This window comes from Desulfothermobacter acidiphilus (assembly GCF_052073645.1).
In the GTDB taxonomy this organism is placed as follows: domain Bacteria; phylum Bacillota; class Desulfotomaculia; order Desulfotomaculales; family Ammonificaceae; genus Desulfothermobacter; species Desulfothermobacter acidiphilus.
The window spans coordinates 593,245-619,980 of the sequence record NZ_CM125440.1; the positions used below are offsets into that span (position 1 = coordinate 593,245).

A 26,736-nucleotide genomic window follows, 5' to 3' on the forward strand; every position below is an offset into this window, starting at 1 on the left:
AGCGTGAGCGCCGACACCTCCGGCCACGTCAAGGCCACCTTCTCCTCCACCTTCCCCGTCGGGGGCTACGCCGCGGTGCGCTTCTGCCGGCAGGACAGGTACGGCGGGGTGTACGGAATACAGGGCAACAACTGCGGGCCGCAGGGGTTCTACCCCGTCTACCTCGAACCGGGCAGCAAGGCCACCGTGGAGGACTACGGCTTCGGCGTGTCCCAGGATGACACCGTGGTGGCCGCCATAGACCTCAGCTACTCCGGCGGGCAGTGGCTGCCGGAGCAGTTCAGGGGGTCGGACGGGAAGCTCTACGACGAGTCCACCTACGACGACAACAGGGCCACCTGCAAGGTGGGGCCGCCGCCACCGCAAGGGCCTGCTGCGGAGGTCCACCCGTCCACCTACCCGGTGTCCCAGACTGTGCAGGTCCCCAGGTACAAGAAGGTCAAGGACTACGTGTGGGTAGACGACTGGGTGAGCGTACCCGTAGAAATCGAAGAAGTGGAGGGCAAGCCGGCGGTGCGGCTGGTAGAGTAGCGGCCGGCTTCAAGACTTTAAGAAAGGGCAGGGGAGTCCGGCGGTTTGGGAGCCGGACTCTCTTTTTTTTAGGACCCTTAATTCTTCTCACGGAGGTGGTCGCTTTGAGGAATTTGAGGGAGAGGTTCACCCCTGCGCTGCTGGCCCTGCTGTGCTGCGCCCTGTGCTTCTGCGGTGCCCCCCTCGCCGCCCGCGCCATCCAGGCGGGGGGAGGCAGGGGGCTGGAGGTCTCCGCTTCCGGTTGCCCCGTTGTCACCATCGCCGTGGCCGGGCAGCGGGTGGCGGACGTGGTGGTGGGGGAGGTGGAACCCGGCGGCCTGGGCACCAGGCTCACGCTGGAGCTGCCGCCCAACGTGTCCTTCGCCTCCCCGTTGCCCGAGGCGGCCGTGGTGGGGGGCGGCGGGAAGGTGGGGGCCTTCCACCTCACCGCGCCGAACGCCGCCGAGGCCGCCGTGCTCCCCGGCAGCGGCCCCGTGACGGTGAGGGTCACCGGCATCCGGGTGACGCCCGACCGCACCGTGCCGGAGGGCGACCTGGTGCTCAAGGTCAACGGCGTGGGGGTGACGGTGGGCCGCTGCGCCTTGCCCTCGCTGCAGCCCAGGCAACACCGGGCGGTCTTTGCGGTCGGCCAGCCCCGGTACCTCCTGGACGGCCGCGAGTACGAGATGGACGCCGCGCCGTACCTGGACGAGTTCTGGGGGCGCGTATTCGTCCCGGTGCGCTACGCGGCCTACGCTTGCGGCCTGGGCCCACAGAGCGTGCTCTGGGATCCCGGGCAGCGCACGGCCACCATTACTAGCTTCGATCGCGTGGTGCAATTCACCTCGCCGCCCGACCCCGGTATCGTGGAGCCCTCTTTCCGGGTCTTGAGGATCAACGGCGTCCCTTACCCGGTGGAGTCCAGGACCCTCGACAAGTGGGAGGACGGGGACGGTCTGCACTACCGGGTGAGGCTCTGCGCCCCCGTCCTCAAGGACGGGCGCGTGTACGTGCCCCTGCGGTACGTCGCGCTCGCCTTCGGCTGCCAGGTAGAGTGGAACCCCAGCACCCAGGAAGTCACCATCACCAGCGGCCAGTAGTAGTGCGGTGGGAGGCCCGGGTCCGGTGCCCGGGCCTCTCCTTTTTTGAGGCAGAAGTCCTCTTCAGGGTTCAGGGGGTGGTAGCTTGAACACGCACGAACTCTGCCGTTCGGCAGCCCGGAAGGGCGACTACTACAGGAAAGACGTACACGAACTCCTGCTTGTACACCTTCCCGCCGCCCTGGCGGAAGGGCTGGCGAAGGACGGGAAGGTGCGGCTGAAGGGGCTGGGTGTCTTCTACCTCGCCAGGCCGCCCGGGAAGCGGCGGGAAGGCGTGTACGTCCGGTTCCGGCCTTCCAAGGCATTGCTGGATATGTTGGCCGAAACTCGAAAGAAGGAGGGTGAAGGGGTATGAAGCTTGCTGTGGACGTCGGCTACGGCTACACCAAGGCCGTGTCCGAAACCGGCCAGAGGGCCTGCTTCCCTTCAGTAGCCGCTCCCTACCGGGGTGACGCCCTGGGCATCCAGGGGGTCATGGGGAAGGGCGCTTTCGGCCACAGGGTCTCCGTCCGGGACTTAAGCGGCAGGAGGGAGGAGCACCTGGTGGGGGAGGCGGCGCGGGAGAGCTTCCTGGCTTCGGGCTTCCTGGGGGCGGAGAAGCCGGAGGGCCTGCACGACCTGCTCCTGCTCGCCGGAGTCTACCTGGCGGGAGCGGGTTCCACAGGCCAGTTCCCGGAACCCCTGGAGCTGGCCGTCGGCCTGCCGCTCGCTTTTTGCCGCTCCCAGGGGAAGCGGCTTAAAGAAAGGCTTTTGCGCCTGAAGGCCTGGGTGTCGGTGGACGGCGGGGAGGAGAGGTGCGTCTCCTTCTCCCGCGTGGTGGTCCTGCCGCAGGGGGTGGGGGTGGTCTTCCACCAGGGCCTGCCGGAAGGCAGGGGCTACGCCGGGGTGGTGGACGTGGGCGAGTACACCACCGACTACCTGCTGGTGGACCTTGAGACCGGGAAGCCTTTGGTAGAAGCCTGCGGCTCGGTGCAGGCCGGCTGCCACCTGGTGGGCCACGCCGTCTCCATCGCCTGGCTCCAGGCCGCCGGTGAGCCTTTACCCCCCAGGCTCCTGCCGGAGGTCCTTAAAGACCTGGCGTCAAGCGGCAGGACGGTCTGCCGTGGAGTCGAGCTGGACCTCTCCCTGGCCTGGCGGACGGCGTTGGGGCAGGTGGCCGAGACCATAGCCCGGCAGGTGCTGTCTGCCTGGCGCGACCTGACTTCCCGGCTGGCGGTCACCTACCTGGCAGGCGGCGGGGCACTGCTTTTGGGAGACACCCTGGCGGAGCGCTTCCCCAACCCCGCCCTCGTCAGCGACCCGGTCTTCGCCAACGCCCTGGGCTACCTGGAAGCCCTGGACGGCTCCAGATAGCCCGTAGCCTGGAAGCTTTGCGGTGCGGGGTTCTGCGGGGAAGTCAAGGGGCGTCCTTGCCCGCTTCCTTTTCCGGCTCCGCGCCTGGGAGGTGGAAGAGAGCGTGCAAGGGAAAGGCAGGAAGTCGGGGGAACGCTTGAGACACTTCGACGTGAGGCTTCGGGCAGACCACCCCATCTTCCGGGTGCCCGCGGGCAAAAGGGCCGAGGTCGCCAGGTGGCTCTTGTCCCCGGCGGAGCTTTACCTGGGGCTGCTCAACGAGCTTAAGGAGCTCAAGGAGCGGGTGTCGCGGCTGGAAGGGCTGCTGGCGGAGCAGCCTTCCCTTCCCCGGCAGGACATGCGGCAAGAGAAGAAGCCCGATCCCAGGGAGTTCCTTTCGGCCTTCGGAGGCTGGGAGGAATGAAGCCCGAGCTTAAGGAGCTTCTGCTGGCTTCCGTCCTGGGTTTCTTAGCCGGGCCGGTGTGCTTTCTTGCCGGGCCTTCCAGGTTCCTGGCCTGGTACGCCTGCGTCTTAGCCTGCGGGGCGCTCTTCACGGCGGGGTGGCTGAAAGAGCTCAAGCCCGGTAAAGGGGCGTGGCTGGCTTTTCTCCTTTGGCCCCTGGTGGCCGGGATCTCGGCGGCGGTGTCGCTCGTCGCCGTCACGCTTTTGGGGAGGTGAGAAGCTATGCTCGACTTCGGCTTCGGCGACTTCTTCTGCGCGTTCCGGCACGTCCAGGACTTGCTCCTGGGAGTGTTCGCCCTGCTGGTCCTGACCGGCGTCCTGCGGGTGGTGCTCTGGGCCGTGTTCGGCGCCTTCGTGGGAGAATACTTCGGCTCCCTGGCCGCCACGGTGACCAGCCTGGGCCTGGCGGTGGTATTCGCGATGGGCGGGGGCCTGGAGTGGCTGGGCAGCCTGGTCTCCGGGTACCTGGCCGGGCACACCGCCTGGGGGCAGGTACAGGGAGTTTTCGGCGAACTGCAGCGCCAGCTAGACCAGCTCCAGGGCTTCCTTAACTTACCTTTTTAGTACGGGTATACCACTCCTGGAGTCTGGTACTCTCTCAAGACAGGGGGCAGTGACGCTGAAACCCCCTGCCCGTACCCGTATTACTAGTTAGTAAGGTGGTGGGAACATGCGGGCGAAGCGCAGGACGGAGAGGGTGAACGTGCGGCTGCCGGTGGAGGTGGCTAGGTGGGTGAGGCGGCGGGCGGCGGAGAAGGGTTCGACGATAAGTTCGGTGGTGGCGGAGTGCGTGGAGAGGGCGTACGAGCTCGAGAAGGCGGAAGTGTTTGCCCGGGCGGCGGTGAAGCTCCTGTCGGCGCTCCTGGCGATGACGGGCAGGGGGCCGGGGCAAGTGGCGGAGCAGGCGAAAACCTGGGAGGACTGGGCGCTGGGGCTGGCCCTCCGGGAAGCTCTGAAAAAGGAAGGGAGTGAGGAGGGTGGCGGTGGTGAGTAGCCTGGCGGTGGAAGCTAGACTTCTCCGGAAGCCGGAGAAGGTAAGGGCGGTGGCACGCAGCCTGAGGCGGCTGTTCGACGGCGAAAGGCGTGACCTGAGGCCCTCCGAATTCGGCGTCTCTGACCTGGCACCGGGCGGGAAAGTGGTCAACGCCGTCCTGCTCATGGTGTACCCACCTGAAGGCAGAGACCCGGTGGCGTTCGGCAGGGAAGTCGTTTTGCTCCTGGAGCGGCGCAAGAAGGTGAAGCTCAGCTGGGCCGGCGGGGTGCGGAAGGGCGGCAGGGTGTGGCTTTTGATAAAGGCCAGGGCCTGGGAACTCCCGGACTACCGGCCCCGCCGGTTCTTCCTAAGCAAGGCCGACCTCATGGCCGTTTATCAATTGGCCAAGGGACGCTGAGAAAAGGGGGTGTTTTTATGTGGCAGTTCCTGTCTGCTCTCGGCTGGCTCAACATTTTCGCCTGGCTCTTTTCCAGGCGCGCGTGGTGGTTCTGGGTGGGCTCCGGGCTGGTCGTGTTGCTGTACAACCTTACCGGCTGGGACCCGTTATGGCTGGCGGTCTGCTGCGTGGGCGGGCTGTGGCTGTTCTCCGCGCGCCACCGTATCCTGGCCGGGTATCACCGCGCAAAGGGAGGAGATGGGCAGGCATGAGCTTGAAAGAGTGGATAATGCGGAACCCCGGGGCGGCCTTTCTACTGGTGCTGGCCGTTTTAGTGGTCTTGACCTTGGCCTTGACTGGTTCACTTGGTGGCAGGGGCCCTGCGGGGCAGGGCCCCCCTCCTTCTTCCGGGCAGGCTTCGCCGGTGAAGGCGAAGGGACCCTGGGAAGCGGCGGTGGCGAACGGGCCGCTAAAGGAAGTGCAAACCTTCCGCAAGGGGGAGAACGCGGACGTGACTTTAGGCGGGGAGCTCCTGCAGGGGCACTACGGCGCTGAGATCATACCGTCGGAGATCGACTGGAAGTGGCTGGAGCGGGGGAAGCCACTCCCGGCTACCGTCACCTGGGGGCTGGGCGGGAAGTACGACAGGGCGCGGCTGAAGGTCGGCTTCCTGCCGCCCACCACCAAGAAGCCCGGCGGGCTTTACGAGATCTTCCTCGACGGCAGGAAGGTCTGGGAAAAGAAGGTCACGCCGGAACTGGTGGCGCAGGGCAAGGCGGCGGACGAGGCCCTGGAGCTCGATCTCTCCGGCGCGAACGCCCTGACTCTGCGGATAACGACCGCGGAGTACGACGCCGCCTGGAGCAGCGCGGCGGTGCCCTACCCCGTGGTCCTGTACGACATAGAGTTCTTGAAGGCGGGTGGTGCCTGATGCGTTACCAGGAGCAAGGCGGCTTCTGGGGGCTGGTGGGGTGGTGCCTGGCCCACTGGCCCGCGCTGGCGGGAGGGGTGGCGGGGCTTTACCTGTCGAGCTACGTCCACGACGAGCTCTTCAGGTACTCGGACTCTCCCTTCTACGGCGGCCCGTGGGCGCTGAGCTTCCTCCCCTTCGTGGCCTGCCTGGGGGCGGGAATCTGGTTCGACTGGCTGGCGCGGGCAAGGCGCGATGTAACGCGCGTGCCCGCTCATGCTCCCGCTCACGCTCATGCTCCCGCTCAGCAGGGCCAGGTGGACCCCAGCTTCTGGGCCGCCGGGCAAAAGCAGGAGACCTGGGAAGACGTGTGGCGCGAGATCGAAGGGTTGGTGGGCCTGGAGCCGGTGAAGCAGAAGCTCAAGGAAGTCGTCGCGCTGGTCATCGCTTCCCGGCAGCGCGTCCAGCAGGGCCTGCCCCCGCTCTACCAGTCGCTCCACATGGCCTTCCTGGGCAACCCCGGCACGGGCAAGACCACCGTCGCCCGGCTGGTGGGGAGGCTCTTCAAGGCTTTAGGAGTCCTGCCCTCGGGGCACCTGGTCGAGACCGACCGTAGCGGTTTGGTGGCGCAGTACGTTGGGCAAACCGCCCCGAAGACCTGGCAGGTGGTGAACCAGGCGCTGGGGGGCGTGCTCTTCGTGGACGAAGCCTATTCCTTGGCCCGGGGGCAGGCCGGGCACGACTTCGGGGCGGAGGCGCTTGACGTCCTGGTCAAGGCCATGGAAGACTACCGGCACTCTCTCTGCGTCATCCTGGCGGGGTACACGGACGAGACGCGGAAGCTCTTCGAGCTCAACCCCGGCCTGAAGTCCAGGATAGCGTTTGTGATAGAGTTTCCCGACTACTCCCCGGAGGAGCTGGTGGAGATCGCCAAAAAGTACGCGGCTTCCCGGGGCTGGAGCTTGGGAGAAGGTGCGGAGGAGGAGCTTTTGGCCCGCTTTCAACAGGTGAGGGCGGCCGTCGGGCAGCTGGGCAACGGCAGGTACGCCCGCAAGGTGGTGGAAGAAGCGGAGAGGAGAGCGGCTGTGAGGATAGCGCGTGGCGAAGGGCCTGCCGACGTGCTTCTTTCAGAAGACTTTCGCGGGGGGCGGTAGGATGCGCGGGTTCTTCTCTACCTGGTTGGCCATGTTGATGGCCAAGCCCAAAGTAGCCCTGTTTGCGCTCGGCTTAGGCCTGGTGGCGCTCTACCTGGCCGCGGGCCTCTTCTCCGGCTACCCACTGGCCTTTCTCTGGCTCGCCGGAGTGCTTTGTTATGGCTGGCTGAAGAGAGACCACCGGGCGCTCCTTGCGGTCGGTTTTTTGCCGTGGGTTTTCGCTTTCCTTGCCTTCAACGTCGGAGCAGCGTGGTTCAGCCTGGTCTCTTCGCTCAAAGGGGGCGCTACGGTCGGCGCGAAGCTGTGGGACTGGGGCTGGCTCACGCTCTCACAACTCCAGCCACCCGACTCCTGGGCCAGGGCGGGAGTAGTGGCGGGGGCGCTCGCCGCTCCGGCGCTCAACGCCCTGCTGGGCAGGAGGGCGTTGCACGACGAGAGGCGCGTCCACGGGCTCAGGGTGGCAGACAGCCCGGCGAAGGGCACCGGCAGGTGGGGTTCCGACAGGGACGTGGCGGACGTCTGCGAGTTCGGCCCGCCCAGGCCCGGGCACGGCGGCATAGTGCTCGGCAAGCTGCGCGGGCGCATGGTGCGCGCGAAGCCGGAGAAGGCTCCGCGCGTCAAGCGCCCCGCCCACGCCCTCGCCGTCGCGGGCTCCGGCGGCGGCAAGACCTTCAACTTCGTGGTGCCGAACGTTATTGCGGGCGCCTGCGACGGGGAGAGCCTGATCGTCACCGACCCGAAGGGGGAGCTTACCCCTTTAATGGCCCCCTGGTTGCGGGAGCGCATGGGCTACAAGGTCTTCGTCTTCAACCTTGCCGACCCGCGCTACTCCAGCTTCTGGAACCCGGTGCCGGAGTGCAAGACACCCGCCGAAGTCTACCAGGCGGCCCAGGTGCTGGTCTTCAACGCCCAGGAGAAAGGGAAGGGGAGCCCCTTCTTCACGGCGCTCGAGACCCAGGCCCTGACGGCCCTGATGTCCCTGCTCCGCGCGGACTTCCCGGAAAGCCAGGCGCACCTCCGGTCCGTGTTGAGCCTGCTTTCCTGGCCGAAGGACCAGCTCAAGGCGCGGTTCGACTCTGCGTACCGCGGCGGCAGGCTGGACGTGGAAGGCTACGAAGCGTTCCGGGGGGCCTACAGCCACTGGGAGAACGCAGTGGCCGGGCTCACTTCCAAGCTCGCTCTCGTCCGCGACCCCGACCTGGCCGGGCTTTTGAGCCGCCAGGAGCTGGACCTTGAAGCGTTCGGGAGGGAAAAGGCGGCGCTCTTCTGCGTGCTGCCGGTGGGTTCGGATCACCTGCGCCCCATCCTGGCCGTGTTCTACCACTTCCTGCTGGACCGTCTCTACACCCTGGCCCGGTCTTCCCCCGGCCAGCGGCTGCCCGTCCCGGTGCGCCTAATCCTGGACGAGTTCGCGAACATAGGGCGGGTGCCCAAGTTCCAGGAGATCATGGCCACCGCGCGGGGCCTGGGGATCAGGGTGCTTTATGTGCTCCAGGAACTCCAGCAGCTTAAAGACAACTACCCCGGGAAGGACATGAGCATCCTGGGCAACACCTTCGCCAAGGTCTACCTGGGCGGCTCGGAGAAGCCCACACGGGAGTACTTTAGCCGGGAGCTGGGCGAGGCCGCCGTGTACGCGGAGACCGAGCGGCAGGACGTGACGCACCCCTGGGACCGGCTCGACGTCCCGAAGCGCACCAGGACCATAGTGCGCCGGGCGCTCATGGAAGCGGACGAGCTCGGGCGGCTGCCGGAAGAGAACTGCGTGGCCCTGTTTCAGGGGCACTACCCGCTGTACCTGGAGAAGTGCGGCTGGACGGAACTGCCGCAGGCGAGGGAGATACGCGAACTTGCAGGCCAGACGGTGGCGGACGTCATCGAGGCCAGGCCGGACGTTCAGCTTCAGCTGCCGCCCTACCCGGAGGAAGGGGATGAAGGCGAAGAACCCGAACCCGTAAGCCGGGCGGAGCCGGAAGAAGTCAAGCCTGCCCCCGACGCCGATTTCATACGGCAACTCTTCCAGTCCGAAGGCTAGCTTTTCCCTTGGCCGGGCTCCCAAGCCCGGCCTTTTCTTTTTTAGGAACGCCCGCGAAAGGAGGTGAGCCCGGCGTGCGCAGGCTTGCTGCTGTGGCCGCGGCCGCCCTGCTAGTCCTGGCCTTCGCGGCTTCGCCCGTTTTCGCCCAGGCGCAGAAGTACCCGGAGCCGTACCAGGACGGCGGAGCGCTGATGGTTCCGCTCAGGCTCTTCGCCGAACTCAACAACGCCGACCTGGCCTGGAACCCGGAGGCGCGGGAAGTCGTGGTCTTAGCGCGAAAGGTGATCCCGGCGCAGTATGACGACCTCGGGTTCCTGGTCCGTCCCGGCAGGACGATCGAGCGCGTCTCCGCGTTCCGCGCCGGCTCCAACGCCGTGGTGGTAAGCGGCGTAGAGATTAAAATGCCGAAGCCCGCCGTCATCCGCAATGGGCGGCTCTTCGTGCCGGCGGAGTTCGCCGTCGCCGCCACGTGCGTCGGTTAACCCGCCGGGGCCGGGTGCAAGGACACCCGGCCTTTTGTTTTTCGGGAACGCCCGTGAATCGGGGCGTTCTCGCCGAGACTCATATTGATTAAAATTGCCGGGGTGTTAATCGATTCACACTTTTCTCCCCGGCTCACTACTGATTCTCTAGGAGGTGACGGGCGTTGTTGGAAAGGCTTCTGCGCGGCTGCTGGCGCTGCCTGGAGACGGTGTGGGGGGAGGCCGCCGGGAGCTGGGAGGGGCTGAGGCGGGCCTGGGGGGAGCTCCCGGGGCCGAGGGCGAAGGTGCTCGCCGCTTGCGTCCTGCTCCTGGCATTCCCCCTGGTCCTGCTGCTCTCCGCCCTGCTGGCCCCCTATTTGGCCGTCTACTACTTCCTGGGAGCCTGGGAGGATGAGAAAGGATGCTGAGAGGCCTTTTGCCTGCAGCGCTGATTGCCCTGCTGCTAGCGGCTCTGGCGGTGAAGCTCGTACCCTGGCTCCTGGGGCTGGCGGAAGTGCTTGCGCTCCTGGCGCTGGTTGTTCTGGGGCTCTGGCTCATGGTCTCCGGGGGGAGGAGGTGAAGGCGCGTGGGGAACTACCGTCGCGGGTACCTGGCCGAACTCAAGGCGAAGGAGGAGCTGGAGGGGCAGGGCTACCTGGTGCTCAGGACCGCCGGGAGCAAGGGCCCCTTCGACCTGGTGGCGCTGAACAGGGAGGAGGTGCGCCTGGTCCAGGTCAAGCGGTGCAAGGACGGGAACGGGATAAGGCCCGGAGACCTGCGGGCGCTGAAGGCGCTCCCCGTGCCGCCCGATGCCACAGTGGAGCTGTGGATCTGGCGGGATAGGGAGGGTTTCGTGCGGAGGGAGGTCCTGTAGCCGGGCGTTTTACCAAGGAAGGGGGGGATATCAGAAATTCTCCCCCCGCCGGGATTGCTCGTATTTGCAAATCTCAGCAACGAAAGGGGGTGTCGCGTTGACTGGCAGGACTCACCTGGCGGCGGGGGCCTTCGTGGGGGCGCTGGCGGGCAAGGCTTGTGGGGATCCGGTTTCGGGAGCGGTGGTGGGCGCCGTGGCCGGTCTCTTGCCCGACGTAGACCACCCCGGTTCCACTGCGGGCAGGGTGCTCTGGCCGGTGGCCGTGCTGCTGGAGAACACCCTGGGCCACAGGACGATCACCCACACGGTGTGGTTCTGCGCGGCCGTTGGCCTCCTCCTCTCCCTGCTGGCCGGGCTTTTAAACCCGTTTCTCCCGCGTTTCCACCACCAGGTCCCGGTTGCCCTGGCCTTCCTCGCGGGCCTGCTGGGTTCTCTCTCCCACCTGGCCCTAGACGCCCTTACCCGTTCAGGTATAAGGCCCTTCTGGCCGCTGGAGTTCGGGGAGTTCAGGGGCCCCTTCGTCACCGGCGACCCGCTGGTGGAGTGGCCGGCGCTGGTGGTTTTTGGGTTCGCGTGTCTGAAGCTCTGCGGGGCGTTCTAAAACGCTTTGGAAAAGGGAGGTAGGTAGCTGTGGTCCGTCCCGAAGGCTACACTCAGCCCGTGGACGTCTGGGAGTCTTTGCACCTGGCGAAGGAGCGGGGCCTGGTGCTGGAGGCGCAAGTGGAGAAGGTCTCGTACCCGGAGCGCCTGGACACCTGCGTGTGGGAGCTCTCCTTCCCGGAGCACCCCGGCGTCACCGGAATCGTGCCCTTCAGCGAAAGCGGGTTGGAGGACAAGGCGCTGATGAACCGGCTCGTGGGCCAGCGGGTGTTCGTGGCGGTCAAGGGCCTGGACAGGGAGAACGGCGTGGTGGCCTGCTCCCGGAGCGCGGCCCTGGACGCCCTGCGGGAGCGGGTGTTCGCCACTTTACAGGAGGGCCAGCTGATCGACTGCGTGGTGAAGGCCGTCCTGCCGAGAGACCGGGCCAACGGGCTGCCCGAAAGGCTGCTGGTGGACGTGGGCGGCGGCGTCCTGGCCGAAGTGCCGAGGTCCAAGGCGACCCGCAGCCTGGCGGCGTCCCTGAGGGAACTCTACCGCCCGGGCCAGGCGGTGAGGGCGAGGGTCTTAAGCGTGGACCGGGAGAAGGGCGAAGTGAAGGTCTCCCTGGTGGACGCCGAGCCCGACCCCTGGCAGGGGCTGGTCTTCCGGCGCGGGGAAGTCGTGGCCGGGACGGTGGTCCAGGTGGTGCCCGAAAAAGCCCTGGTCTTCGTGGAGGTCAGGCCCGGCGTGGTGGGGATAGCTCCTCCCCCCTTGCGCGGGGAGCTCAGGCGGGGAGACCGGGCGAGTTGCGCGGTGGCGAGCTTCGACCCCCAGGCCAAAAAGCTCAGGCTCCGCGTCCGGTCGAAGCTGGCGTAGCTGCCGCCACTCCCCGGTCGCCGGGACTGGGAGAAAATAGGGAGCTGCTGCGGGCCTACAGAATGGACCTGCGGGAGAGAATTAAGGAAACGGTTTCCGAAAAAGCGGGAGGTGAGGGGGGTGAAGGCCGTTGAGCAAGAGCCCAAGCCCCGGCAGGGTGCAGGTTGACCCGGAAAGAGAGCCCGGCGTTTTGTTCAGCCAGAAAGCTTTGAAGGTGCTCGAATTCCTTGAAGCGTGCCAGGGAGCGCCAGAAGGCGCGGTCCGGCTCCTGTTCCCGGAGCACTGGCAGCGTTCGCTGAGGGTCCTGCGGGGGAGCGGCTTCGCCAAGCGCTGCTGGCTCCCCGGCCGCGAGCCCTTCTGGTGCCCTTCGACGGCCAGGCCGCCGACTTCGGCCAGGGAGTTTGGGGAACGCTGCGCTTTGGGCTGGCTGGCGGCCAGGCTTAAAGAAGCGGGCGGGAAGCTGGAAGGGAGGGAAGCCGTGTTTCCTTCCGGCCAGAGGTTCCCGGTGGCGCTTTACCAGCCCGGTACCAGGGTGCCCGGAGGCTCTCTGGTGGTCTCTTTGGACGGGCGGGAGCCAAAAGGAGCTCTCTTGTGGGTCGCCTTTGAGGAGCTGGCGGAGAAGAAGCTCCAGGAGTGCCTGCGCCGCTGAAAGCGCCTGGCGCAAACCCGGCAGCCGTGGTATACTGTTCACGGCAGCGCTTCGTTCTCTCCACGCGTGAACCACCTCCGGGCCGGGGAAACCGGATAGGCTTCCCCGGCCTTGCTTTTTCATGGGGGCTGTGTCATAATAGAGCTGGAGCTTTTTCGTTCCGCGCTTTTCTTCGCGCCGAGGCCGGTCTTTCCGGCGTTCCCCTTCCCGCTCCGTCAAGGAGCCGAGGCCGGGGTCTCTCCCCAGCGATCCTTTTCGCCCGTCGAGGGCCGAGGTCTCAGGACCGACCAAAGAGAGAGCAAGACCAGGATTGCAATCCCGGTCTTTTTTGTTTTGTTCTTGGAGAGCAGAGCGCCCAGGACGCCCGGGCACAGGCCACCAGAGCGGGCCTGAGTTCAGGCGACGGGCGCTCTTCGCTTTTCGGCGGGCCGGACTCCCCCGGGCCCGCGCCAGCTACCGATGAAAGGAGGTGGAGGGCGCGGCCTCGAGGGGGAGGGGCCGCGCCGGAGCTGTGTGGGCGGGAGCGCTTCTCTTGACCGCCCTGGCCTTCGTCGCCCGGTTCGCCCTGTGGCTCCGGGCACGAGGCCGGCGGGCGAAGAAGGCTTCTGTTCTGTGACTTCCTCCGGCGCGGAACTTCCCGGCCCGCGCCAGGGGGCACGTTCTGACCCGCGAAACCAAGCAAGGAGGTGAAGCGGGTAGGAGCCCCCTGGCCGGGAGGGGGTCTCCTGCCCCGAAACGCGTGGAGAGGTGCTTGAAAGTTGCGAACGGTTTCAAGTGCGCGGGAGCGATCGCGGCCGCCTGGGCTGAATCCGCGCTCGCGGGGAGCCGGGCGATCGTCCAGAAAGTGGAGAGGGACCTCCGGGGCACGCCTTTCTTCTTCCAGCTGGTGGGAGTCCTGCTCTTCGCCCTGCCCTCCGCCTGCGTCGTGTGCCTGCTCGCCCTCCTGGCGGGGGGCCTGGTCGTGGTGGGTTACCTGCTGGAAGGCGGGGCCTGGCTCTGGGCGCGGCTCGCAGAAAGAGAGGAGGGATAAAATGCGCGTGAGCTACGTCGTGTGCGACCTGTGCTCGAAAAAGATAGAAATTGAAGATCACTACAAGCTTGAAGTAACCAATACTGTTCGTGAGCATGATTGCTACGCGGCGGACCTGTGCCCGGAGTGCTGGGCCCACTTGAGAGAACTGCTCACCAACCGCCGCGGCGAGTAAGGTAAGAGAAGCGGCGTGAAGAAGGCCCGCTTCCCCGACGGGGAAGGCTTGGGCCGAAGGCCCAACGACCTGCCGGGCCTGACACCCAAAATCCTGAAAAGGAGGTGAGGGTGCGGGCCCGGGCAGGGGGCCCGCACCGCGCCGTGCGAGCGCAAACCGTCGAGAGCCGTGAAACTGTCCTGTTGCGGATAGACCCGAAGACGCTCAGGGCCGGCGACTTCGTGCTCGTGCCTGCCGAGGCCGCCTACAACCTGAGGGGTAGGGAAGTGGCCGCCGAGGTCGTGGACGTCTCCCACCCGCACTTCGTGCTCTTCCGTTCTCTCAGGGGCGGCTACCACTTCACCGTCCACAGGCAGGCGCTTCTGAGCGGCGAGGCGCCGGTCTACGTCGAGGTCCCCGCGGAGTCCTGAGAGTAAAGGCCCGGCAATCACCGCCGGGCCTTCAATTTTAAAAACCAAAAGGGAGGCGGTTAGCGTGATAGCCGAACTGGTAACGGAACTGCGGGTGAAGCCCGCGAACCTGGAGAGCGCCTTGCTGGAACTCGACGCCCTGCGCGTCGAGCTGGCGAAGCTCCAGGAGGAGAGGAGTCTGAAGGAGCTCGAAATCCTGCGGGAAGTGGCGAACGAACTCGACGAGAACGGGAAGCGGCGCTTCCCGAACGAGGAGCTGCGGAAGACCGAAGCGGCCAGGCGGGGAAAAGAAAGCCAGGAGATCCAGGCCCTGGACGGCGCTTTGGCCGAGCTGAAGGCCAAGATCTCCGTCCTGGAAGCCCGGATCGAGCGCCTGAAGTGGGAGCTCCGGTCGGCCAGCGGGCTCTTGAACCTGCTGGCCGCCGGGGCGCAGGCCGGGAACCAGCAGGTCCTGGAAGCCTTCGGCCTGCGGGCCCTGGCCCCCGAAGCTGAAACCCAGGATCAGCGGGGAGAAGAAGTGGCCGCTACCAGGGGGAGCGCCGAAAGCGACCTGGAGGAAGGCGTCTTCGAGGTGCTGGAGACCAGGCGGAGCGATAAAGGCGTGTTGAGGGCCTGGACGGAAGACGAGAAGGGCCGGAAGGTGGCGGTCTTCGCCAAGGGGGGGGCGGCGGAAGCCCTGGAGAGGGCCGCGGGGAAGAAGGTGAAGATCCGCTTCCGGCGGCTGGACAAGGGGCTCTTCGCCGTGAAGCTGGCGTGATCGAGGGAACCCGGGCTGCCTGGGGCTCTACCAGGAGCGGCCCGGGTTTCTTGGTTTCTGCTTCAGCCTGGAGTATTGCCCCCGTCGACGCGGAGGCGGTATGATGGAAGCAGGTGAGGCCGTTGAAAAGGATAAAGCGGTTTGAGTGGGACGCCCGGAACGCCGGGCACATCGCCGAAAGGCACGGCCTTTCTCCAGACGAAGCGGAAGAAGTCTTCTTCCACAGCCCGGTAGTCCGCAGGGTGCGCGGCGGCAGGTTCGCTGCCTACGGCCAAACGGGCGAAGGGCGCTACTTAACAGTGATCTTTTACCTCAAGCCTGGCGGTGTTGTCCGGGTTGTCACGGCGAGGGACATGAACAGGTGGGAACGCTGCTACTACCGGGAAAGGAGGCGAGGCCAACCGTGACGAAGGAGTTACCCCGTTTTGAGAGCGAGGAAGAAGAGGCCAGGTTCTGGGACACGCACAATTCTCTCAACTACATCGAGAGCGAGGAGCAGGTAGAGATCGAGCTTGCTCCCGAGCTGGCTCGGGAGCTGGCTCGGCGGTCCGAGACCAGGCGCGTCGCCCTGCGGCTCAGAGTGTCGCAGATCGAAGCGGCGAAAGAAATAGCCAGGAGGAAAGACATCCCCTACCAGCGCCTGCTCCGTTCGTGGATTGCAGAGGCGATAAGGAGAGAACTGGGAAGACAAGCGTAGGCCGGGCAAAATGCCCGGCTTTTCTCTTCCTTTCTCCGCCCCGCCCCCCTTCGGGAGCGGGTGGGTTTTTGGACTTCGGGCTTGGCTCAGGCACGAGGCCGGGAATCGATTCCCGGCCTCGTGTTCTTTCGCCCAGGCAGTTAGGCGCTTCTGCCCCGGATCCCGCCCGGTACCGGGGACAGGTTTCCAGCTCCGTCCCGGTAGCCGGGCAGGAGCGGGGACGGAAGGACCAGGCCGCCGGAAGGGAATCTCTGGCTGGACTGGTTTTGGGTTGTCTATCACGATCGTGATAATCGCTCATCACGGTGTCGCCGGCGTACTCCATCTCGGAATCCCGGATCACCGTGATAGCCTTTCGTGACGGGGACCCGGAAGAGCGCTGCGAGAGCACGTGATGAAAGCGTCACGGCCGAGTGTGACGAGCGTCACACTTTCACCTGGTCAGGGCCAGGCAAAAAAGCCCGGCTTTTTTAGGAGCGCCAGGAGAAGGAGGTGTTACGAGGCCGTGCTCACCGCCGAGGAGAGGGAGACAATAATCAGGTGGGACGAGACGGGTGCTCCCGTTTCGGTCTACACGGCTTCCGCCAGGGTGAAGAGGGCTTTCGAGACCGCAGGCCTGAAACCCACGACCGCCTTCACCGGAGCCGACGGTAAACCAATCGCCTGGGAGTGGGAAGTCCCGAAGCCGGTCGCCTGGAAGTTCCTCCGCCACGTTCTGGCAGAGACCTTCTCTCAACCCGAACAAAAAGCCTTACGGCTGAGGCGGTTGGTGTCGTGGTCCTGGGCGAAAGACAGTTCTTCTAAGGTGACTTGCTTCGCGCCTGAAGACCCTAACCAGTCGGCCACCTCTCTCGCCAAATTGCCTGCAATCCACTCCCGCTTCTCGCGTGAAGCGTGGACCAGGTCGTGGCACCAGAAACAGCGGGATGCCTTGAAGTTCCCGTCCGGCAGGACCACCGTCACGGCCACCACCGCTTTTCCCGGCGAGACCTGCCGGGGTTTTTCTTTTTCGAGAGCTGGGTTTCTGGAGGTGGTTTTCGTGGTGAGCGAAGTTCCCGTCGACCTTCTCAAGCCCCACCCGCAGAACGAAGAGCTTTTTGGGAAGCGCCCCACCGGAGAACTGTGGGACGCCTTCGTGGAGAGCGTGAGGGAGATGGGGATCATCGTGCCCCTGGCGGTAACTCCCGATTATACCGTGCTGGCGGGGCACCTGCGCCTCGAAGCGGCTAAAGAGGCGGGTCTGGAGACCGTACCCGTGGTCATTAGAAATGTCGATCCCGCGAGCCCGGAAGCTTTAGCGTTCATGCTCACGGAGAACACGCTCAGGAGGCACTTCTCTCCCATGCAGCTGGCGGCCTTCATCAGGAGGTGGAAGGAAGCCTACAACATCCGGCAGGGTGGAAGAGCAAACTTTGGTAAAGATCTGGAAAAACTTCGGAAACGTGTTTCCGAAGTTTTGGGGGTTGACCTCACGGACCGCCGCCTGCGGCAGATAGAAAAGCTCAACGACCTGATTCCCGAACTCCAGCAGTTAATCTTTCAGGGTAAGCTCTCCCAGAGGGCCGCCTATCCCCTCGCCTTCTTGCTCCCGGAAGAGCAGAGGGAACTCTTGAAGGCTCTGGGTGAAGCAGGCGTGACCGAGCTTTCGGTCAGGCAGACCGAAGACTTGCGCAAGGAGCTCGAAGCCGAGCGCAAGAAGAAGGAAGACCTACTCTGTCTGGTTGCTTCCCTGGAGGAAGAGAAAACCCGCGTCTTGCAGGAAGCGCAGCAGAAGGACAGGAAGGCAAAAGAGACCGAACTCAGTCTGAAAGAACTCGAAAAGCAACCGGAACATCTGCGGCAGGAGCTGCGCTCGGCCCAGGAGAAAGCGGTCGCTCAGGTGGTAGAAAAAGTGGTCTACAAGCCGGACCCGGAGCTGGAAAGGAGGGTAAAAAGGGAGCCGGGCATTCGTGCCCGGCTTTCTTTTTTTCAGGAACCCGGAACGGTCGGTGGAAAGGAGATGATGCCGTGGCCGTTTTAGAACTCCTGGCAAGGCAGCCCCCGCTCTGGGAAGCGGTCTCCCAGATGAGGAAGTGGGACGAAGGCCTCTTCCGCCACTCCCTGCTGGCGGCCGACCTGGCGGCGGCGCTCGCCGGAGAACTCGGCTTCCCCCGGCAAGAGGTGGAGCTGGCCCGCCTGGGCGGGCTGCTGCACGACTTCGGCAAGGTGGCCTGGCCGAAGGAGATGACCCACAAGCGCCCGCTCTCGGACGAGGACCGGGAGCTGGTGAGGCTCCACCCCCTGGTGGGGGCCAAACTGGTGGAGGAGAGGGTCCCGGGGGTCTCCGGGGTGGTCCTCAGGATAGTCCGGGAACACCACGAGAGGGGCGGGGGGCAGGGCTACCCGAGGGGGCTTTCTCTTTCCGGCCTGCACCCGCTCTCCCGGGTGGTGGCCTGCGCGGAGGTCTTCGCCGCCTTGACCGAGCCCAGGGGCTACCGGGCGGTGGACTTCTCGCGGGAGCGGGCGCTGGAGGTCCTGCGCCAGGACGGCTTCGACGGCCAGCTCCTGGACGCCCTCTGCCGGGTCCTGCGCGGGCGGAACGGGACGCCCCGCCGGGGGCGCTGGGAGCTTCCAGAAGCCGCTCTAAGGCGGTCTTTCCGGGCGGGGAGGTATAGAAGTATTCCCTCCCCGCTCCGCTCCGCAGGAAGCTTCACTTTTCCCGAATGCGACCCGGAAAAAGCTGAGCTTGTGAACTAGAGGAACAAGCGGGGCTCCCAGGGGCTTTTAAAAGCCGGTTTAAGGGGCACTTCGTGAAAGAGAGAACGAAAAGGGGGTGAAAAGCTTGGCCCTGCCGGACATGCTCACCGTGAAGGAGGTGGCGAGGCTCCTGCGGATACCTACCAGGACGGCCTTCGAGCACTGCCGCGCCGGGAAGATACCCTGCGTGAAGATCGGGAGGACGGTCAGGGTGCCGAAGAAGCTGCTGCTGGAGAGGCTGGGCCTGAAAGAAGAGCTCTTCTCCTCCTGAGCCCCCCTGAAGGGAAGGGCCGCCGCGGGGTAGAAGTCTTAACTTGCCCCGCGCGGCCCTCCACTTTTTAGGAGGTGAAGGTGCCTTGCGCGGACACGTACGCAGGCGCGGGAAAGACAGCTGGCAGGTAATAGTGTACCTTGGCAAGGACGACACCGGCAAGAAGGTCTACCGTTCCCAGACCGTCCGGGGGACCAGGCAGGACGCGGAGAGGGCGCTGGCCGAGCTCCTGGTGAAGGCCCACCGGGGGGAGCTGGGCAGGGCGCCGAAAGGGTTGACGGTGGCGGCCCTGCTCGACGCCTGGATCGAGGCCCACAGGCGCTCCTGGAGGCCCAGCACGCTGAACAACAGGGAGAAGATTGCCGGGACGTGGAAAGAACTCATCGGCCACATCGGGGCGGAAGAGCTGACACCCGCCAGCGTGGAGCTGGCGCTGGCGGGGCTGGAGGAAAGGCTGAAGCGCTCTTCTGTCCGGGAGTACTACAACAGCCTCAAGCGGGCGCTGAGGTGGGCCAGGATCCGGAAGCTTCTCTTTTGCGATCCTACGGAAGGCGTGCCCGCGCCGAAAGACGAAGGAAGAGAGATCGACCCCTGGACGGAGGAGGAAGCGGCCCAGTTTCTGGAGCGTCTGGAAGCCTCGCGAGAGAGGAAGGCGTACAAGGCGCTCTTCCGGCTGCTGCTGGTCACCGGCATGAGGATTGGCGAAGCGCAGGCGCTAAGGTGGCAGGACGTGGACTTCAGGGCCGGGACGGTCCACATCAGGCGCACCTACTCCCAGCCCGGGCGCTGCTTCCACGAACCCAAGACCAGGGGTTCGCGGAGGAAAGTGCCCGTTGACTCCGTGACGCTGGCCTGGCTCAGGGAGTGGAGGAAAGAGCAACTGGAGGAAAAGCTGAGGGCGGGAGGAAAGGAGTGGGCCGACCGGGAGGGCCTGGTCTTCACCACTAGGAAGGGAGAAGTGATAGCCCGGACCACGGCCTGGTTCGTGTTCGCCAGGCTCTGCCGGGAGGCGGGCGTGAGGAGGATAAAGGTGCACGGCCTCCGGCACACCCACGCCAGCCTGCTCCTGAAGCAGAACGTGCACCCGAAGGTGGTGCAGGAGCGCCTGGGCCACTCCAACGTAAAGACCACGCTGGACATCTACTCCCACCTCCTGCCCGGCGTCCAGGAGGCGGCGGTGAGGGCGGTGGAAGAAGCCTTAAACCGCCGGATTGACGGCAGATTGACAGGAGCGACCAAGAAGCCAGGCAAGGAGCGGATTTGAAGGCCGTAGTATCTTCTGCTCTTAAAGCTTTTAGCCGAAATGCCAGTCTTCTCTGGTAGTTCGCTCTAGTTCGGGGACGGTGGGGGCTCAGAACTCCTACAGTGGGTTTACGCTTACGCGATGAGAGCGTACAATTTCAGTAGGTGACGGAGGAGGTTCATGAAGGAGGAGACCTCGCCCCTCACGGACAACTTTCATGGACTGAAAGAAGGAGCGAGGTCCGATGCAAACCACTTCAAACATTCAACCTCTGGTGGACCAGATCCTTCTTTTTGGAGAAAAAATCAGCGAATTGATCACCGGTTGCCGCGACTTTTACCAACTCGAGAAGGAAGTGCAGAGGCAGTCTAAAGACAAGGCCCTCGGAATTTTCGCCTGGGTTCTGCAAGAGATAGACACCCACCTCATGAACGCGAGGGACAAGCGAGTTTGGGAAGTAGTGGGGTTCAGGGAAAGGACCTTAGTCACCAGCTTTGGAGAGCTCAAAGTAAAGAGGCGGCTTTACCGGAACAAGCAAACGGGGGAAGCCAAGTTTCTTCTTGACCAGGCCTTGGGCTGGTCGGAGAGATCCCGGTGCACACCGCGCTTGAAAGAGATGGCGGTGAAGCTAGGGGTGGACATGCCCTTCAGGCGAGCGGCAGAAATTCTAGGCTATCTTGTTCCGGGAATCAGCCCCATGGCGGTGTGGCAGGCCGTGCAGGAAGCAGGAGAAGCGCTCAGGCGGGAAGGAGAGTCCAGGAGAGAAGCCGTTTTTGAGAAGGGAGAGACACCCGAAGGTAAAGAGAAGACCTCCAGGCTTTACATAGAGGCCGACGGGGTGGTGGTAAGGCTTCAAAGGAGCGGAGAGAAAAGGAAAGAGGTCAAACTCTTCGTAGCTTACACAGGCAAAGAAGCGATTGGGGGTGGCCGGAAGGCTTTAAAGGACAAGCTGGTAACGAGCGGTGTAGGCGAAGGGGAGAGGATGTGGGAGGAAGTTTACTCTGGAGTAGCGAGCCGGTGGGACATGGGTCAGGTGAAGGAGATACACCTTGGGAGTGACGGGGCGGAGTGGGCCAAGCAGGGGGTAGATTACTTCCCCGGGGCGGTACACGTTTTGGATCCTTACCATTTGAACCGGCGGCTTATAGAGGCTTTTTGGCACGATGAGGAGGCCTATAGTGGGATCAGGCAGGCCATTTATCTGGGGACTGGGAGAAGGTAGAAGAGATTTTGGGAGAAGTAGCAAGGAGAGTTCGCGGGGCTAAGAGGAGGAGAATAGAGAAGCTCTGGCAGTATCTCAAGGAGAACTGGTCGGGGATAGTTACCTCTTCTGCTGCGGAGCATCTGGGGGCCATAGAGGGGCAGGTACAGCACAACGTGGCGCGGCGGATGAAGCGGTTGGGAGCCAGCTGGACGGAGGCAGGAGCAGACAGGATGGCGCGGGTTTTGGCTGCTCGAGCCAACGGGGTGCTCGGGAAGCACACTTCTCGTTGGCCGGTACTGCTGGCCAGGCAAGAACATTTGGCTCAGGCGGTGCGGGTAGAGGTAAAGCGGAAGATAGAGGAGGCGGGGAGTTGGCATAAAGCTGGGTTGCCGGCATTGAGGGAGCCTTCCGCCGGAGCTCCATGGGTGAAGCATGTGTTGCGGGAACTAAGCCGGCCTAGCCTCAGTAGTTTGATCCCTTAATGGCGCAGGTACCGGGACTATCCTGGCGGCGAGGTTTCCATGAAGAGAAGTTTTCTCCCGAACCACCTACTAACTCTTGACGCGCACTCCCGGATAAACAGATGTTGCAACACCTCGTCACCTACGGTAACGTGATACTGGGCCATCTTTGATCCCTCCTGGTGATGTTTTGGTTTTGCCACCTTTCATCTACCAGAGGGAGGGTGGCCCTTCCTGCTTCTAACCACCCTTTTTACGCACTATACCGGACGTAACTTACCTTTGCGCCCCTCGGGGTCTCAGGCCCATATCTAAGCTCGATCTCGAACGAATAAATCTTTAGCTAAAAGTTTATTACGGTAGGGAGCGAGGCAGGCAATGCTCTATCAAGTTACGGCTTGGGCTGAATGGGTTATACCCGGACTACTGCTGTTGGTGCTGCTAGCCGCGATATGTCGTAGGTTGCCGGTCTATGAGCTTTTTGTTGCAGGAGCTCAGGATGGCTTCGAGATTGCGGTAAAAACCATTCCCTACCTGGTGGCCATGCTGGTGGCGGTCAGCGTTTTTCGCGGCTCGGGAGCGCTGGAACTCACGAGCCGAATGCTTTCTCCCTTGCTTTTTCCTTTCAATATTCCTGTCGAAGTCATCCCCCACGCATTGCTACGCCCTCTTTCCGGTAGCGCCGCTCTAGGGGTGGCGACGGATATCATCCGCACTCACGGTCCCGACAGCCTGCTGGGTCGTCTGGTTTCTACCATGCAAGGCTCAAGTGATACCACCTTCTATGTTCTTTCCCTCTATTTTGGCTCGGTGGGAATCAGGAGATATCGCTACGCTCCGGTGGCTGGCCTTATAGCTGATGCTACCACCTTCTTGGCTTCGGTATTTTTTGTCCGTTGGCTTTTCGGCTGATCGGCTATCGCGCATCGCCTCCTTGAAGCGCTTAGCAAAAATTTTGTTGACAAGAGGGGGGGCGTGTGTTAAAACTAAGCTTGGTTGGAATTGACCGCTTCGGCGCGCAGAGTTAGATAAGGCGTCGGGTGGTGGTTCCAATAATTTTTGGTCAATTTTTACTCTTTAAGGAGGGGGGAATGGAAAACATGAAGGCCCTGGGGCGGCACGTATTGGCGGAGTTCTACGGCTGCAATTTTGAGGCCCTCAACAACATCGAGTTGGTGGAAAAGGCAATGGTGGAAGCGGCGCTGGAGTCGGGTGCGGAAGTGCGGGAGTGCGTTTTCCACAAGTTTAGCCCTCAGGGAGTAAGCGGGGTAGTGGTGATCTCGGAGTCGCATCTGGCTATCCACACGTGGCCAGAACTAGGGTACGCGGCAGTTGATGTTTTTACCTGTGGAGAAAGGGTGGATCCCTGGGAAGCCTGCAATTACTTGACCAAGTTCCTCGGTGCCAAAGAGGTAGTAGCTCACGAGCAGAAGCGGGGAATCATGCCTGCTTCCTGCGTGCGGGCGGCCCAGGCAGTCTAGGGGAGGGATTTTTATTAGTACGCTCTTGAAGAGAAGAGCGCCTAAGCTTTAAGTAGGCCTTGCGGGTCGGAGAAGGAAGCTCGCAAGGCTAATTTATTGTCCATAGCTTCCCGGCAGGGAAAAGAGCCAGCACGAGCGAATACTATTGGGCAAGGGTGTTTGGGCTCCCAAGGAAGGGGGAAAGACTGCTGCAGCCGAGGACTGGCAACCAGAAATCCGAACTTTTATGGCAAGCAATCGATAGTCAACTGAAGGAGTTGGAGCGCAAGGCCTTGCGCCCGGCGGGGTTAAACTTGGAGGAGTTGGTGGGAGAGCTTCAGGAAGAGGAGCTTTATCCTCGTCTGGTTGTGGGAGCGGCTGAGCTGTGTGATTATCCGTTACCTGCTATTCTTCCCTTGGCGGCGGCAGTGCAGTTTCTCTTTTGGGGGAACGCTTTACATCACCGTGTAGGGCTGGGTAAGGTTAAAAACAGGTTATTGCGCGGTAGTTACTGTTACGCGACCCTATTTTTTTTGTTGTCGGAGGGAGAATTGCGGCGCTGCTTGGTGCCTTTGACACAGGTGGTGCGGGCGCATTGCGAGTTTGCTTTTTTGTCTTCCGGCCGGGAGGAAGTGGCGGCGCGGAAGGCGTTGGCTTTGTTGGGTGGTGAGAGCTGTAGGTTGCCGGCTCTGCTGGCGGGGAAGAAGGAGTTGGAAGAAGGTTTATATCGTTTGGGACTAGCCATCGGCCGAACCCACGCTTCCTTGATCTGGTCAGGGGTTGGCGAAAGCTTTGGATCAGCTCTGGCCGAGGTGAAGCATCTGCTAGAGGCTCTGCCAGGAGGATCGAATCGTGAGCTGTTAGTCCAATTAGTGGATAATTTAGATCTTATTACTAAGCCTAACCGGGAATGTTCAGAGGCGCGAAGGTGAGTTTGGTGGAGGAACATCAGCGCAAGGAGACCTTTATCCGCAACCTTTTCGGGCGAATAGCTTACCGCTACGACCTTTTAAATACACTGTTGAGTTTCAATCGGGACAAGGCTTGGCGTCGCTTTGCCGCTAAACAGTGCCGCTTGCGGCCGGGAGGAAGGGGCCTGGATGTTTGCACGGGAACGGCTATGCTAGCTTTAGAGCAAGCGCGAATAGTAGGTTTCGAAGGACGCGTGGTGGGGCTGGATTTCTGCCCAGAAATGTTGCAAGTAGCTAAGCGCAACCTTGGCCGCAGTCCCTACGGCAGAATAGTGGAATTGGTGGAAGGGAATGCCATGGCTCTTCCCTTTTCTGACAACGTGTTCGATTGCGCTACCATAGGCTTTGCTCTTCGTAACGTTCCCGATTTGCGCCAAGTTTTGCGGGAGATGATTCGTGTGGTTCGCCCCGGGGGACGAGTGGTTTCTTTAGAATTGGCCAAGCCCAGTTGGCCGATTTTTAAACAGCTCTATTACCTCTATTTTGACCGCCTGGTTCCCCTTATGGGTAAGCTAGGAGTGGGAATAGAAGGGCCTTATAGCTATTTGCCAGCTTCATTAAAAACTTTCCCTCACCAGCAGGAGTTGAAACGTATCTTTGTTGACCTCGGCCTAGAAGAAGTAAGCTGTTATGAGCTTACCGGAGGCGTGGTAGCTGTTCACGCTGGGACTAAACCCGAAACCTAGGGGGTATTGGGCTTGGGCTTTAAAGGACTACGTGATTATTTGGAGGCCCTAGAGAAGAGAGGCGAGCTCCGGCGGGTTAAGGTGGAGGTAGATCCAGAACTGGAAATAACCGAGATAACCGATCGGGTGGTTAAGACCGGTGGCCCGGCGCTCTTCTTCGAGCGGGTGAAAGGCTATCAGGTGCCGGTGGTGACTAACTTGTTCGGCACCTGGGAGCGCACCCGGTGGGCGTTAGGAGCTCCGGATATAGACGCTCGAGCCGAAGAGTTGGCCAGTATTTTGCAGCCAGAGATACCTAGTTCCTGGTGGGACAAACTAAAAACGCTTCCCCGTCTGGCCGAAATTTCTTCCTGGACTCCCCGACTGGTGCAGCGAGCTCCTTGCCAGGAGGTGGTATCGGAGTCCCTCGATTTAACTTGGTTGCCGGCGCTTAAGTGCTGGCCGGGAGACGCTGGTCGCTTTATCACCTTGCCCTTGGTTATCACCAAGGACCCTGAGACCGGAAAGCGGAATATGGGCATGTACCGGATGCAAATCTTCGATGCCACCACTACAGGGATGCACTGGCACCGGCATAAAGACGCTGCCGAGCACTATCGTAAGGCGGAAGCCAAGGGCCAGAAACTGCCGGTGGCGGTGGCGTTGGGGGCGGACCCTGCCACTATTTATGCGGCCACCGCTCCGCTCCCTTTCGGCTTAGACGAATTTTTGCTGGCGGGATTTCTACGGCGCGAACCGGTGGAGTTAGTGCGTTGTCTCACCCAGGATTTAGAGGTTCCAGCCAACGCCGAAATCGTGTTAGAAGGCTATGTGGAGCCGGGGGAGAGGAGACTGGAGGGCCCTTTTGGCGATCACACGGGCTTTTATTCGCCGGCCGATCACTACCCTGTATTCCACCTCACTGCCGTAACTCACCGACAAGATCCCATCTATCCGGCCACAATAGTGGGAAAGCCGCCGATGGAGGACGCTTTTCTGGCCAAGGCCACCGAGCGACTGTTCCTGCCTCTTTTGCGCTTGCAGTTGCCCGAAATAGTAGATATGTGCCTTCCTGTGGAGGGAGTGGTGCATAACTGTGTCATTGTTTCTATCCATAAGCGCTACCCGGGGCAAGCCAAGAAGGTGATCCACGCTCTATGGGGGTTGGGGCAGATTGCTTTCACTAAAGTGGTGGTAGTGGTAGACATGGATGTTGACCTGCGTGATCCCCGCGAAGTTTGGTGGCGGGTTTTCAGCAATGTAGACCCTCGGCGGGATCTGCTATTGTCTGAAGGGCCGTTGGATGAACTGGATCACAGTTCTCCCCGTCCGGCTTACGGTGCCAAGCTAGGGATAGACGCTACCCGCAAGGGGCCGGAGGAGGGGCACCCTCGCCCCTGGCCGGAGGAAATTGTCATGACGGCGGAGATCAAGGCCCTGGTAGATAGGAAGTGGAAGGAATATGGCATCTAGGGTGTGGAAGAAATTTATTATTTTCCTAGAGATGATTAAATTTGAGCACACCCTCTTCGCTCTACCGTTCGCCTATCTTACCACTTTACTGGTATATCGAGGTTTGCCTCCAGCCGCGCCGCTGCTCTGGCTCACCCTGGCCATGGTGGGGGCAAGGACGGCGGCCATGGCTCTTAACCGTTTGATCGATCGGGAAATCGATGCTCGCAATCCTCGCACGGCTAACCGGGCTTTGCCACGGGGGTTGCTCTCCACCGCTGAGGTGTGGGCCTACGTTCTGCTGGCCTTTTTGTTGCTTTACTGGGCGGTTAGCCACTTAAGTCCCCTGGCTATGAAGCTTTTTCTTCCTCTGGTTCTTATTCTCTGGTTCTATTCCTACACCAAACGCTTCACTTGGGCCTGCCACTTCTACCTGGGGTTTACCTTGGGGTTAGTGCCTGCGGCGGTGTGGATTGCCTTGACCAATGGCATTAGCTGGCCTCCGGTGATCTTGGGAATAGGTATTCTGTTCTGGGTGGCTGGTTTCGATATTATTTACGCCTGCCTGGATTACGATTTCGACCGGCGGGAAGGAATCTATTCCTTACCAGCGCGCTTCGGGCTAGTAACTGCGCTTTGGGTGGCTCGCCTCTGCCACATGCTGGCATTCATTTGTTTGGTATTGGTCGGTTTGGTCACACATCTCAATGAGTGGTATTTCTTGGGAGTGGCGGTGGCTGGGGTGCTGCTGACCTATGAGCACCGTTTGGTCCATCCCGAGGATCTTTCGCGAGTGGGCTTGGCCTTTTTCAATCTTAACGGTACGCTTAGCGTGGCTTTATTCTTCTTCACTTTGGTGGCGGTACTCTGGCCAAAAGGGGTGGGGCTGTAA

General features: G+C 62.6%; 36 protein-coding genes and 2 pseudogenes. 37 read left to right on the top strand and 1 reads right to left on the bottom strand.

The features are described from left to right. The first annotated feature begins 3 nt into the window (after positions 1-3). The 26 genes from ACTLLP_RS03095 to ACTLLP_RS03220 all read left to right on the top strand — a co-directional run bounded on the left by ACTLLP_RS03095 (position 4) and on the right by ACTLLP_RS03220 (position 15,381). On the top strand, positions 4-531 hold the full coding sequence (locus ACTLLP_RS03095; protein WP_441060630.1) for a hypothetical protein: 528 nt from the start codon (positions 4-6) through the stop codon (positions 529-531). Next, positions 453-1,610 carry a copper amine oxidase N-terminal domain-containing protein gene (locus tag ACTLLP_RS03100; protein ID WP_441060632.1) on the top strand — a complete coding sequence of 386 codons (1,158 nt, stop codon included), beginning with the start codon at positions 453-455 and terminating at the stop codon, positions 1,608-1,610. Before ACTLLP_RS03095 ends, ACTLLP_RS03100 begins: the two co-directional genes overlap by 79 nt. Positions 1,611-1,695: 85 nt before the next feature. Next, entirely contained in the window at positions 1,696-1,965 is a 270-nt protein-coding gene (locus ACTLLP_RS03105; protein ID WP_441060634.1) for an HU family DNA-binding protein, read from the top strand. Further along, positions 1,962-2,963 (top strand): ParM/StbA family protein, encoded by a 1,002-nt coding sequence (locus ACTLLP_RS03110; protein WP_441060636.1) that lies wholly within the window; start codon positions 1,962-1,964, stop codon positions 2,961-2,963. Before ACTLLP_RS03105 ends, ACTLLP_RS03110 begins: the two co-directional genes overlap by 4 nt. A 103-nt stretch (positions 2,964-3,066) precedes the next feature. After that, positions 3,067-3,366: a hypothetical protein gene (locus ACTLLP_RS03115; RefSeq protein ID WP_441060638.1), complete on the top strand. Its 300-nt coding sequence runs from the start codon at positions 3,067-3,069 to the stop codon at positions 3,364-3,366. Continuing rightward, positions 3,363-3,620, top strand: coding sequence for a hypothetical protein (locus tag ACTLLP_RS03120; RefSeq protein ID WP_441060640.1), 258 nt, complete (start codon positions 3,363-3,365; stop codon positions 3,618-3,620). The genes ACTLLP_RS03115 and ACTLLP_RS03120 overlap by 4 nt, the downstream gene beginning before the upstream one ends. Positions 3,621-3,626: 6 nt before the next feature. Further along, positions 3,627-3,968, top strand: coding sequence for a hypothetical protein (locus ACTLLP_RS03125; RefSeq protein ID WP_441060642.1), 342 nt, complete (start codon positions 3,627-3,629; stop codon positions 3,966-3,968). A 106-nt stretch (positions 3,969-4,074) separates the two neighbouring features. Further along, the gene (locus ACTLLP_RS03130) at positions 4,075-4,398 is read left to right on the top strand and encodes a CopG family transcriptional regulator (protein WP_441060644.1); all 324 of its coding nucleotides are present in this window, start codon (positions 4,075-4,077) and stop codon (positions 4,396-4,398) included. Next, positions 4,382-4,795, top strand: a complete 414-nt coding sequence (locus tag ACTLLP_RS03135; RefSeq protein WP_441060646.1) for a hypothetical protein — start codon at positions 4,382-4,384, stop codon at positions 4,793-4,795. The genes ACTLLP_RS03130 and ACTLLP_RS03135 overlap by 17 nt, the downstream gene beginning before the upstream one ends. 17 nt (positions 4,796-4,812) lie before the next feature. Then, positions 4,813-5,046 carry a hypothetical protein gene (locus tag ACTLLP_RS03140; protein ID WP_441060648.1) on the top strand — a complete coding sequence of 78 codons (234 nt, stop codon included), beginning with the start codon at positions 4,813-4,815 and terminating at the stop codon, positions 5,044-5,046. After that, complete coding sequence (locus tag ACTLLP_RS03145; protein WP_441060650.1) at positions 5,043-5,705, top strand: NPCBM/NEW2 domain-containing protein; 663 nt, start codon at positions 5,043-5,045, stop codon at positions 5,703-5,705. The genes ACTLLP_RS03140 and ACTLLP_RS03145 overlap by 4 nt, the downstream gene beginning before the upstream one ends. Beyond that, positions 5,705-6,838 carry an AAA family ATPase gene (locus ACTLLP_RS03150; RefSeq protein WP_441060652.1) on the top strand — a complete coding sequence of 378 codons (1,134 nt, stop codon included), beginning with the start codon at positions 5,705-5,707 and terminating at the stop codon, positions 6,836-6,838. The genes ACTLLP_RS03145 and ACTLLP_RS03150 overlap by 1 nt, the downstream gene beginning before the upstream one ends. Before the next feature lies 1 nt (position 6,839). Continuing rightward, positions 6,840-8,873 carry a VirD4-like conjugal transfer protein, CD1115 family gene (locus ACTLLP_RS03155; protein ID WP_441060654.1) on the top strand — a complete coding sequence of 678 codons (2,034 nt, stop codon included), beginning with the start codon at positions 6,840-6,842 and terminating at the stop codon, positions 8,871-8,873. 74 nt (positions 8,874-8,947) lie between these two features. After that, complete coding sequence (locus tag ACTLLP_RS03160) at positions 8,948-9,355, top strand: copper amine oxidase N-terminal domain-containing protein (RefSeq protein WP_441060656.1); 408 nt, start codon at positions 8,948-8,950, stop codon at positions 9,353-9,355. 164 nt (positions 9,356-9,519) lie between these two features. Beyond that, a complete protein-coding gene (locus ACTLLP_RS03165; protein ID WP_441060658.1) occupies positions 9,520-9,762 on the top strand; it encodes a hypothetical protein in 243 nt (80 codons plus the stop codon). Further along, positions 9,756-9,914: a hypothetical protein gene (locus ACTLLP_RS03170; RefSeq protein WP_441060660.1), complete on the top strand. Its 159-nt coding sequence runs from the start codon at positions 9,756-9,758 to the stop codon at positions 9,912-9,914. Before ACTLLP_RS03165 ends, ACTLLP_RS03170 begins: the two co-directional genes overlap by 7 nt. 6 nt (positions 9,915-9,920) lie before the next feature. Then, complete coding sequence (locus ACTLLP_RS03175; RefSeq protein WP_441060662.1) at positions 9,921-10,208, top strand: PDDEXK-like family protein; 288 nt, start codon at positions 9,921-9,923, stop codon at positions 10,206-10,208. A gap of 97 nt (positions 10,209-10,305) precedes the next feature. Beyond that, on the top strand, positions 10,306-10,809 hold the full coding sequence (locus ACTLLP_RS03180; RefSeq protein WP_441060664.1) for a metal-dependent hydrolase: 504 nt from the start codon (positions 10,306-10,308) through the stop codon (positions 10,807-10,809). Between the two features lie 29 nt (positions 10,810-10,838). Beyond that, positions 10,839-11,663, top strand: coding sequence for a hypothetical protein (locus ACTLLP_RS03185; RefSeq protein ID WP_441060666.1), 825 nt, complete (start codon positions 10,839-10,841; stop codon positions 11,661-11,663). Between the two features lie 130 nt (positions 11,664-11,793). Further along, complete coding sequence (locus ACTLLP_RS03190; protein WP_441060668.1) at positions 11,794-12,312, top strand: hypothetical protein; 519 nt, start codon at positions 11,794-11,796, stop codon at positions 12,310-12,312. A 751-nt stretch (positions 12,313-13,063) separates the two neighbouring features. Further along, complete coding sequence (locus tag ACTLLP_RS03195) at positions 13,064-13,342, top strand: hypothetical protein (protein WP_441060670.1); 279 nt, start codon at positions 13,064-13,066, stop codon at positions 13,340-13,342. 1 nt (position 13,343) lies between these two features. Continuing rightward, positions 13,344-13,517: a hypothetical protein gene (locus ACTLLP_RS03200; protein ID WP_441060671.1), complete on the top strand. Its 174-nt coding sequence runs from the start codon at positions 13,344-13,346 to the stop codon at positions 13,515-13,517. Between the two features lie 143 nt (positions 13,518-13,660). Next, entirely contained in the window at positions 13,661-13,927 is a 267-nt protein-coding gene (locus tag ACTLLP_RS03205) for a hypothetical protein (protein ID WP_441060673.1), read from the top strand. 64 nt (positions 13,928-13,991) lie between these two features. Then, a complete protein-coding gene (locus ACTLLP_RS03210) occupies positions 13,992-14,684 on the top strand; it encodes a hypothetical protein (RefSeq protein WP_441060675.1) in 693 nt (230 codons plus the stop codon). 122 nt (positions 14,685-14,806) lie between these two features. Then, positions 14,807-15,091, top strand: coding sequence for a BrnT family toxin (locus ACTLLP_RS03215; RefSeq protein WP_441060677.1), 285 nt, complete (start codon positions 14,807-14,809; stop codon positions 15,089-15,091). Then, positions 15,088-15,381, top strand: a complete 294-nt coding sequence (locus ACTLLP_RS03220) for a CopG family antitoxin (RefSeq protein ID WP_441060679.1) — start codon at positions 15,088-15,090, stop codon at positions 15,379-15,381. Before ACTLLP_RS03215 ends, ACTLLP_RS03220 begins: the two co-directional genes overlap by 4 nt. Positions 15,382-16,143: 762 nt before the next feature. Here ACTLLP_RS03220 and ACTLLP_RS03225 read toward each other — a convergent pair. Next, positions 16,144-16,353: pseudogene (locus ACTLLP_RS03225) on the bottom strand (transposase); the annotation flags it as partial. A gap of 67 nt (positions 16,354-16,420) precedes the next feature. On the opposite strand from ACTLLP_RS03225, the gene ACTLLP_RS03230 reads away from it, so the two are divergent. From ACTLLP_RS03230 to ACTLLP_RS03280, 11 genes and pseudogenes are all read left to right on the top strand, one after another. Next, positions 16,421-17,401 carry a ParB/RepB/Spo0J family partition protein gene (locus ACTLLP_RS03230; RefSeq protein ID WP_441060681.1) on the top strand — a complete coding sequence of 327 codons (981 nt, stop codon included), beginning with the start codon at positions 16,421-16,423 and terminating at the stop codon, positions 17,399-17,401. A gap of 44 nt (positions 17,402-17,445) precedes the next feature. After that, a complete protein-coding gene (locus ACTLLP_RS03235; protein WP_441060683.1) occupies positions 17,446-18,117 on the top strand; it encodes an HD-GYP domain-containing protein in 672 nt (223 codons plus the stop codon). An 85-nt stretch (positions 18,118-18,202) separates the two neighbouring features. Further along, the gene (locus tag ACTLLP_RS03240) at positions 18,203-18,388 is read left to right on the top strand and encodes a helix-turn-helix domain-containing protein (protein ID WP_441060685.1); all 186 of its coding nucleotides are present in this window, start codon (positions 18,203-18,205) and stop codon (positions 18,386-18,388) included. 85 nt (positions 18,389-18,473) lie between these two features. Beyond that, the gene (locus tag ACTLLP_RS03245) at positions 18,474-19,652 is read left to right on the top strand and encodes a tyrosine-type recombinase/integrase (protein ID WP_441060687.1); all 1,179 of its coding nucleotides are present in this window, start codon (positions 18,474-18,476) and stop codon (positions 19,650-19,652) included. 223 nt (positions 19,653-19,875) lie between these two features. Beyond that, positions 19,876-21,317: pseudogene (locus ACTLLP_RS03250) on the top strand (ISLre2 family transposase). Between the two features lie 357 nt (positions 21,318-21,674). Further along, positions 21,675-22,208: a spore maturation protein gene (locus ACTLLP_RS03255; protein ID WP_441060689.1), complete on the top strand. Its 534-nt coding sequence runs from the start codon at positions 21,675-21,677 to the stop codon at positions 22,206-22,208. 188 nt (positions 22,209-22,396) lie between these two features. Beyond that, a complete protein-coding gene (speD, locus tag ACTLLP_RS03260) occupies positions 22,397-22,777 on the top strand; it encodes an adenosylmethionine decarboxylase (RefSeq protein WP_441061605.1) in 381 nt (126 codons plus the stop codon). A 272-nt stretch (positions 22,778-23,049) separates the two neighbouring features. Further along, the gene (locus ACTLLP_RS03265; protein ID WP_441060691.1) at positions 23,050-23,688 is read left to right on the top strand and encodes a polyprenyl synthetase family protein; all 639 of its coding nucleotides are present in this window, start codon (positions 23,050-23,052) and stop codon (positions 23,686-23,688) included. Beyond that, entirely contained in the window at positions 23,685-24,413 is a 729-nt protein-coding gene (locus ACTLLP_RS03270) for a demethylmenaquinone methyltransferase (RefSeq protein ID WP_441060693.1), read from the top strand. Before ACTLLP_RS03265 ends, ACTLLP_RS03270 begins: the two co-directional genes overlap by 4 nt. A gap of 12 nt (positions 24,414-24,425) precedes the next feature. Next, positions 24,426-25,865, top strand: coding sequence for a menaquinone biosynthesis decarboxylase (locus ACTLLP_RS03275; RefSeq protein WP_441060695.1), 1,440 nt, complete (start codon positions 24,426-24,428; stop codon positions 25,863-25,865). After that, positions 25,855-26,736 carry a UbiA-like polyprenyltransferase gene (locus ACTLLP_RS03280; protein WP_441060697.1) on the top strand — a complete coding sequence of 294 codons (882 nt, stop codon included), beginning with the start codon at positions 25,855-25,857 and terminating at the stop codon, positions 26,734-26,736. Before ACTLLP_RS03275 ends, ACTLLP_RS03280 begins: the two co-directional genes overlap by 11 nt.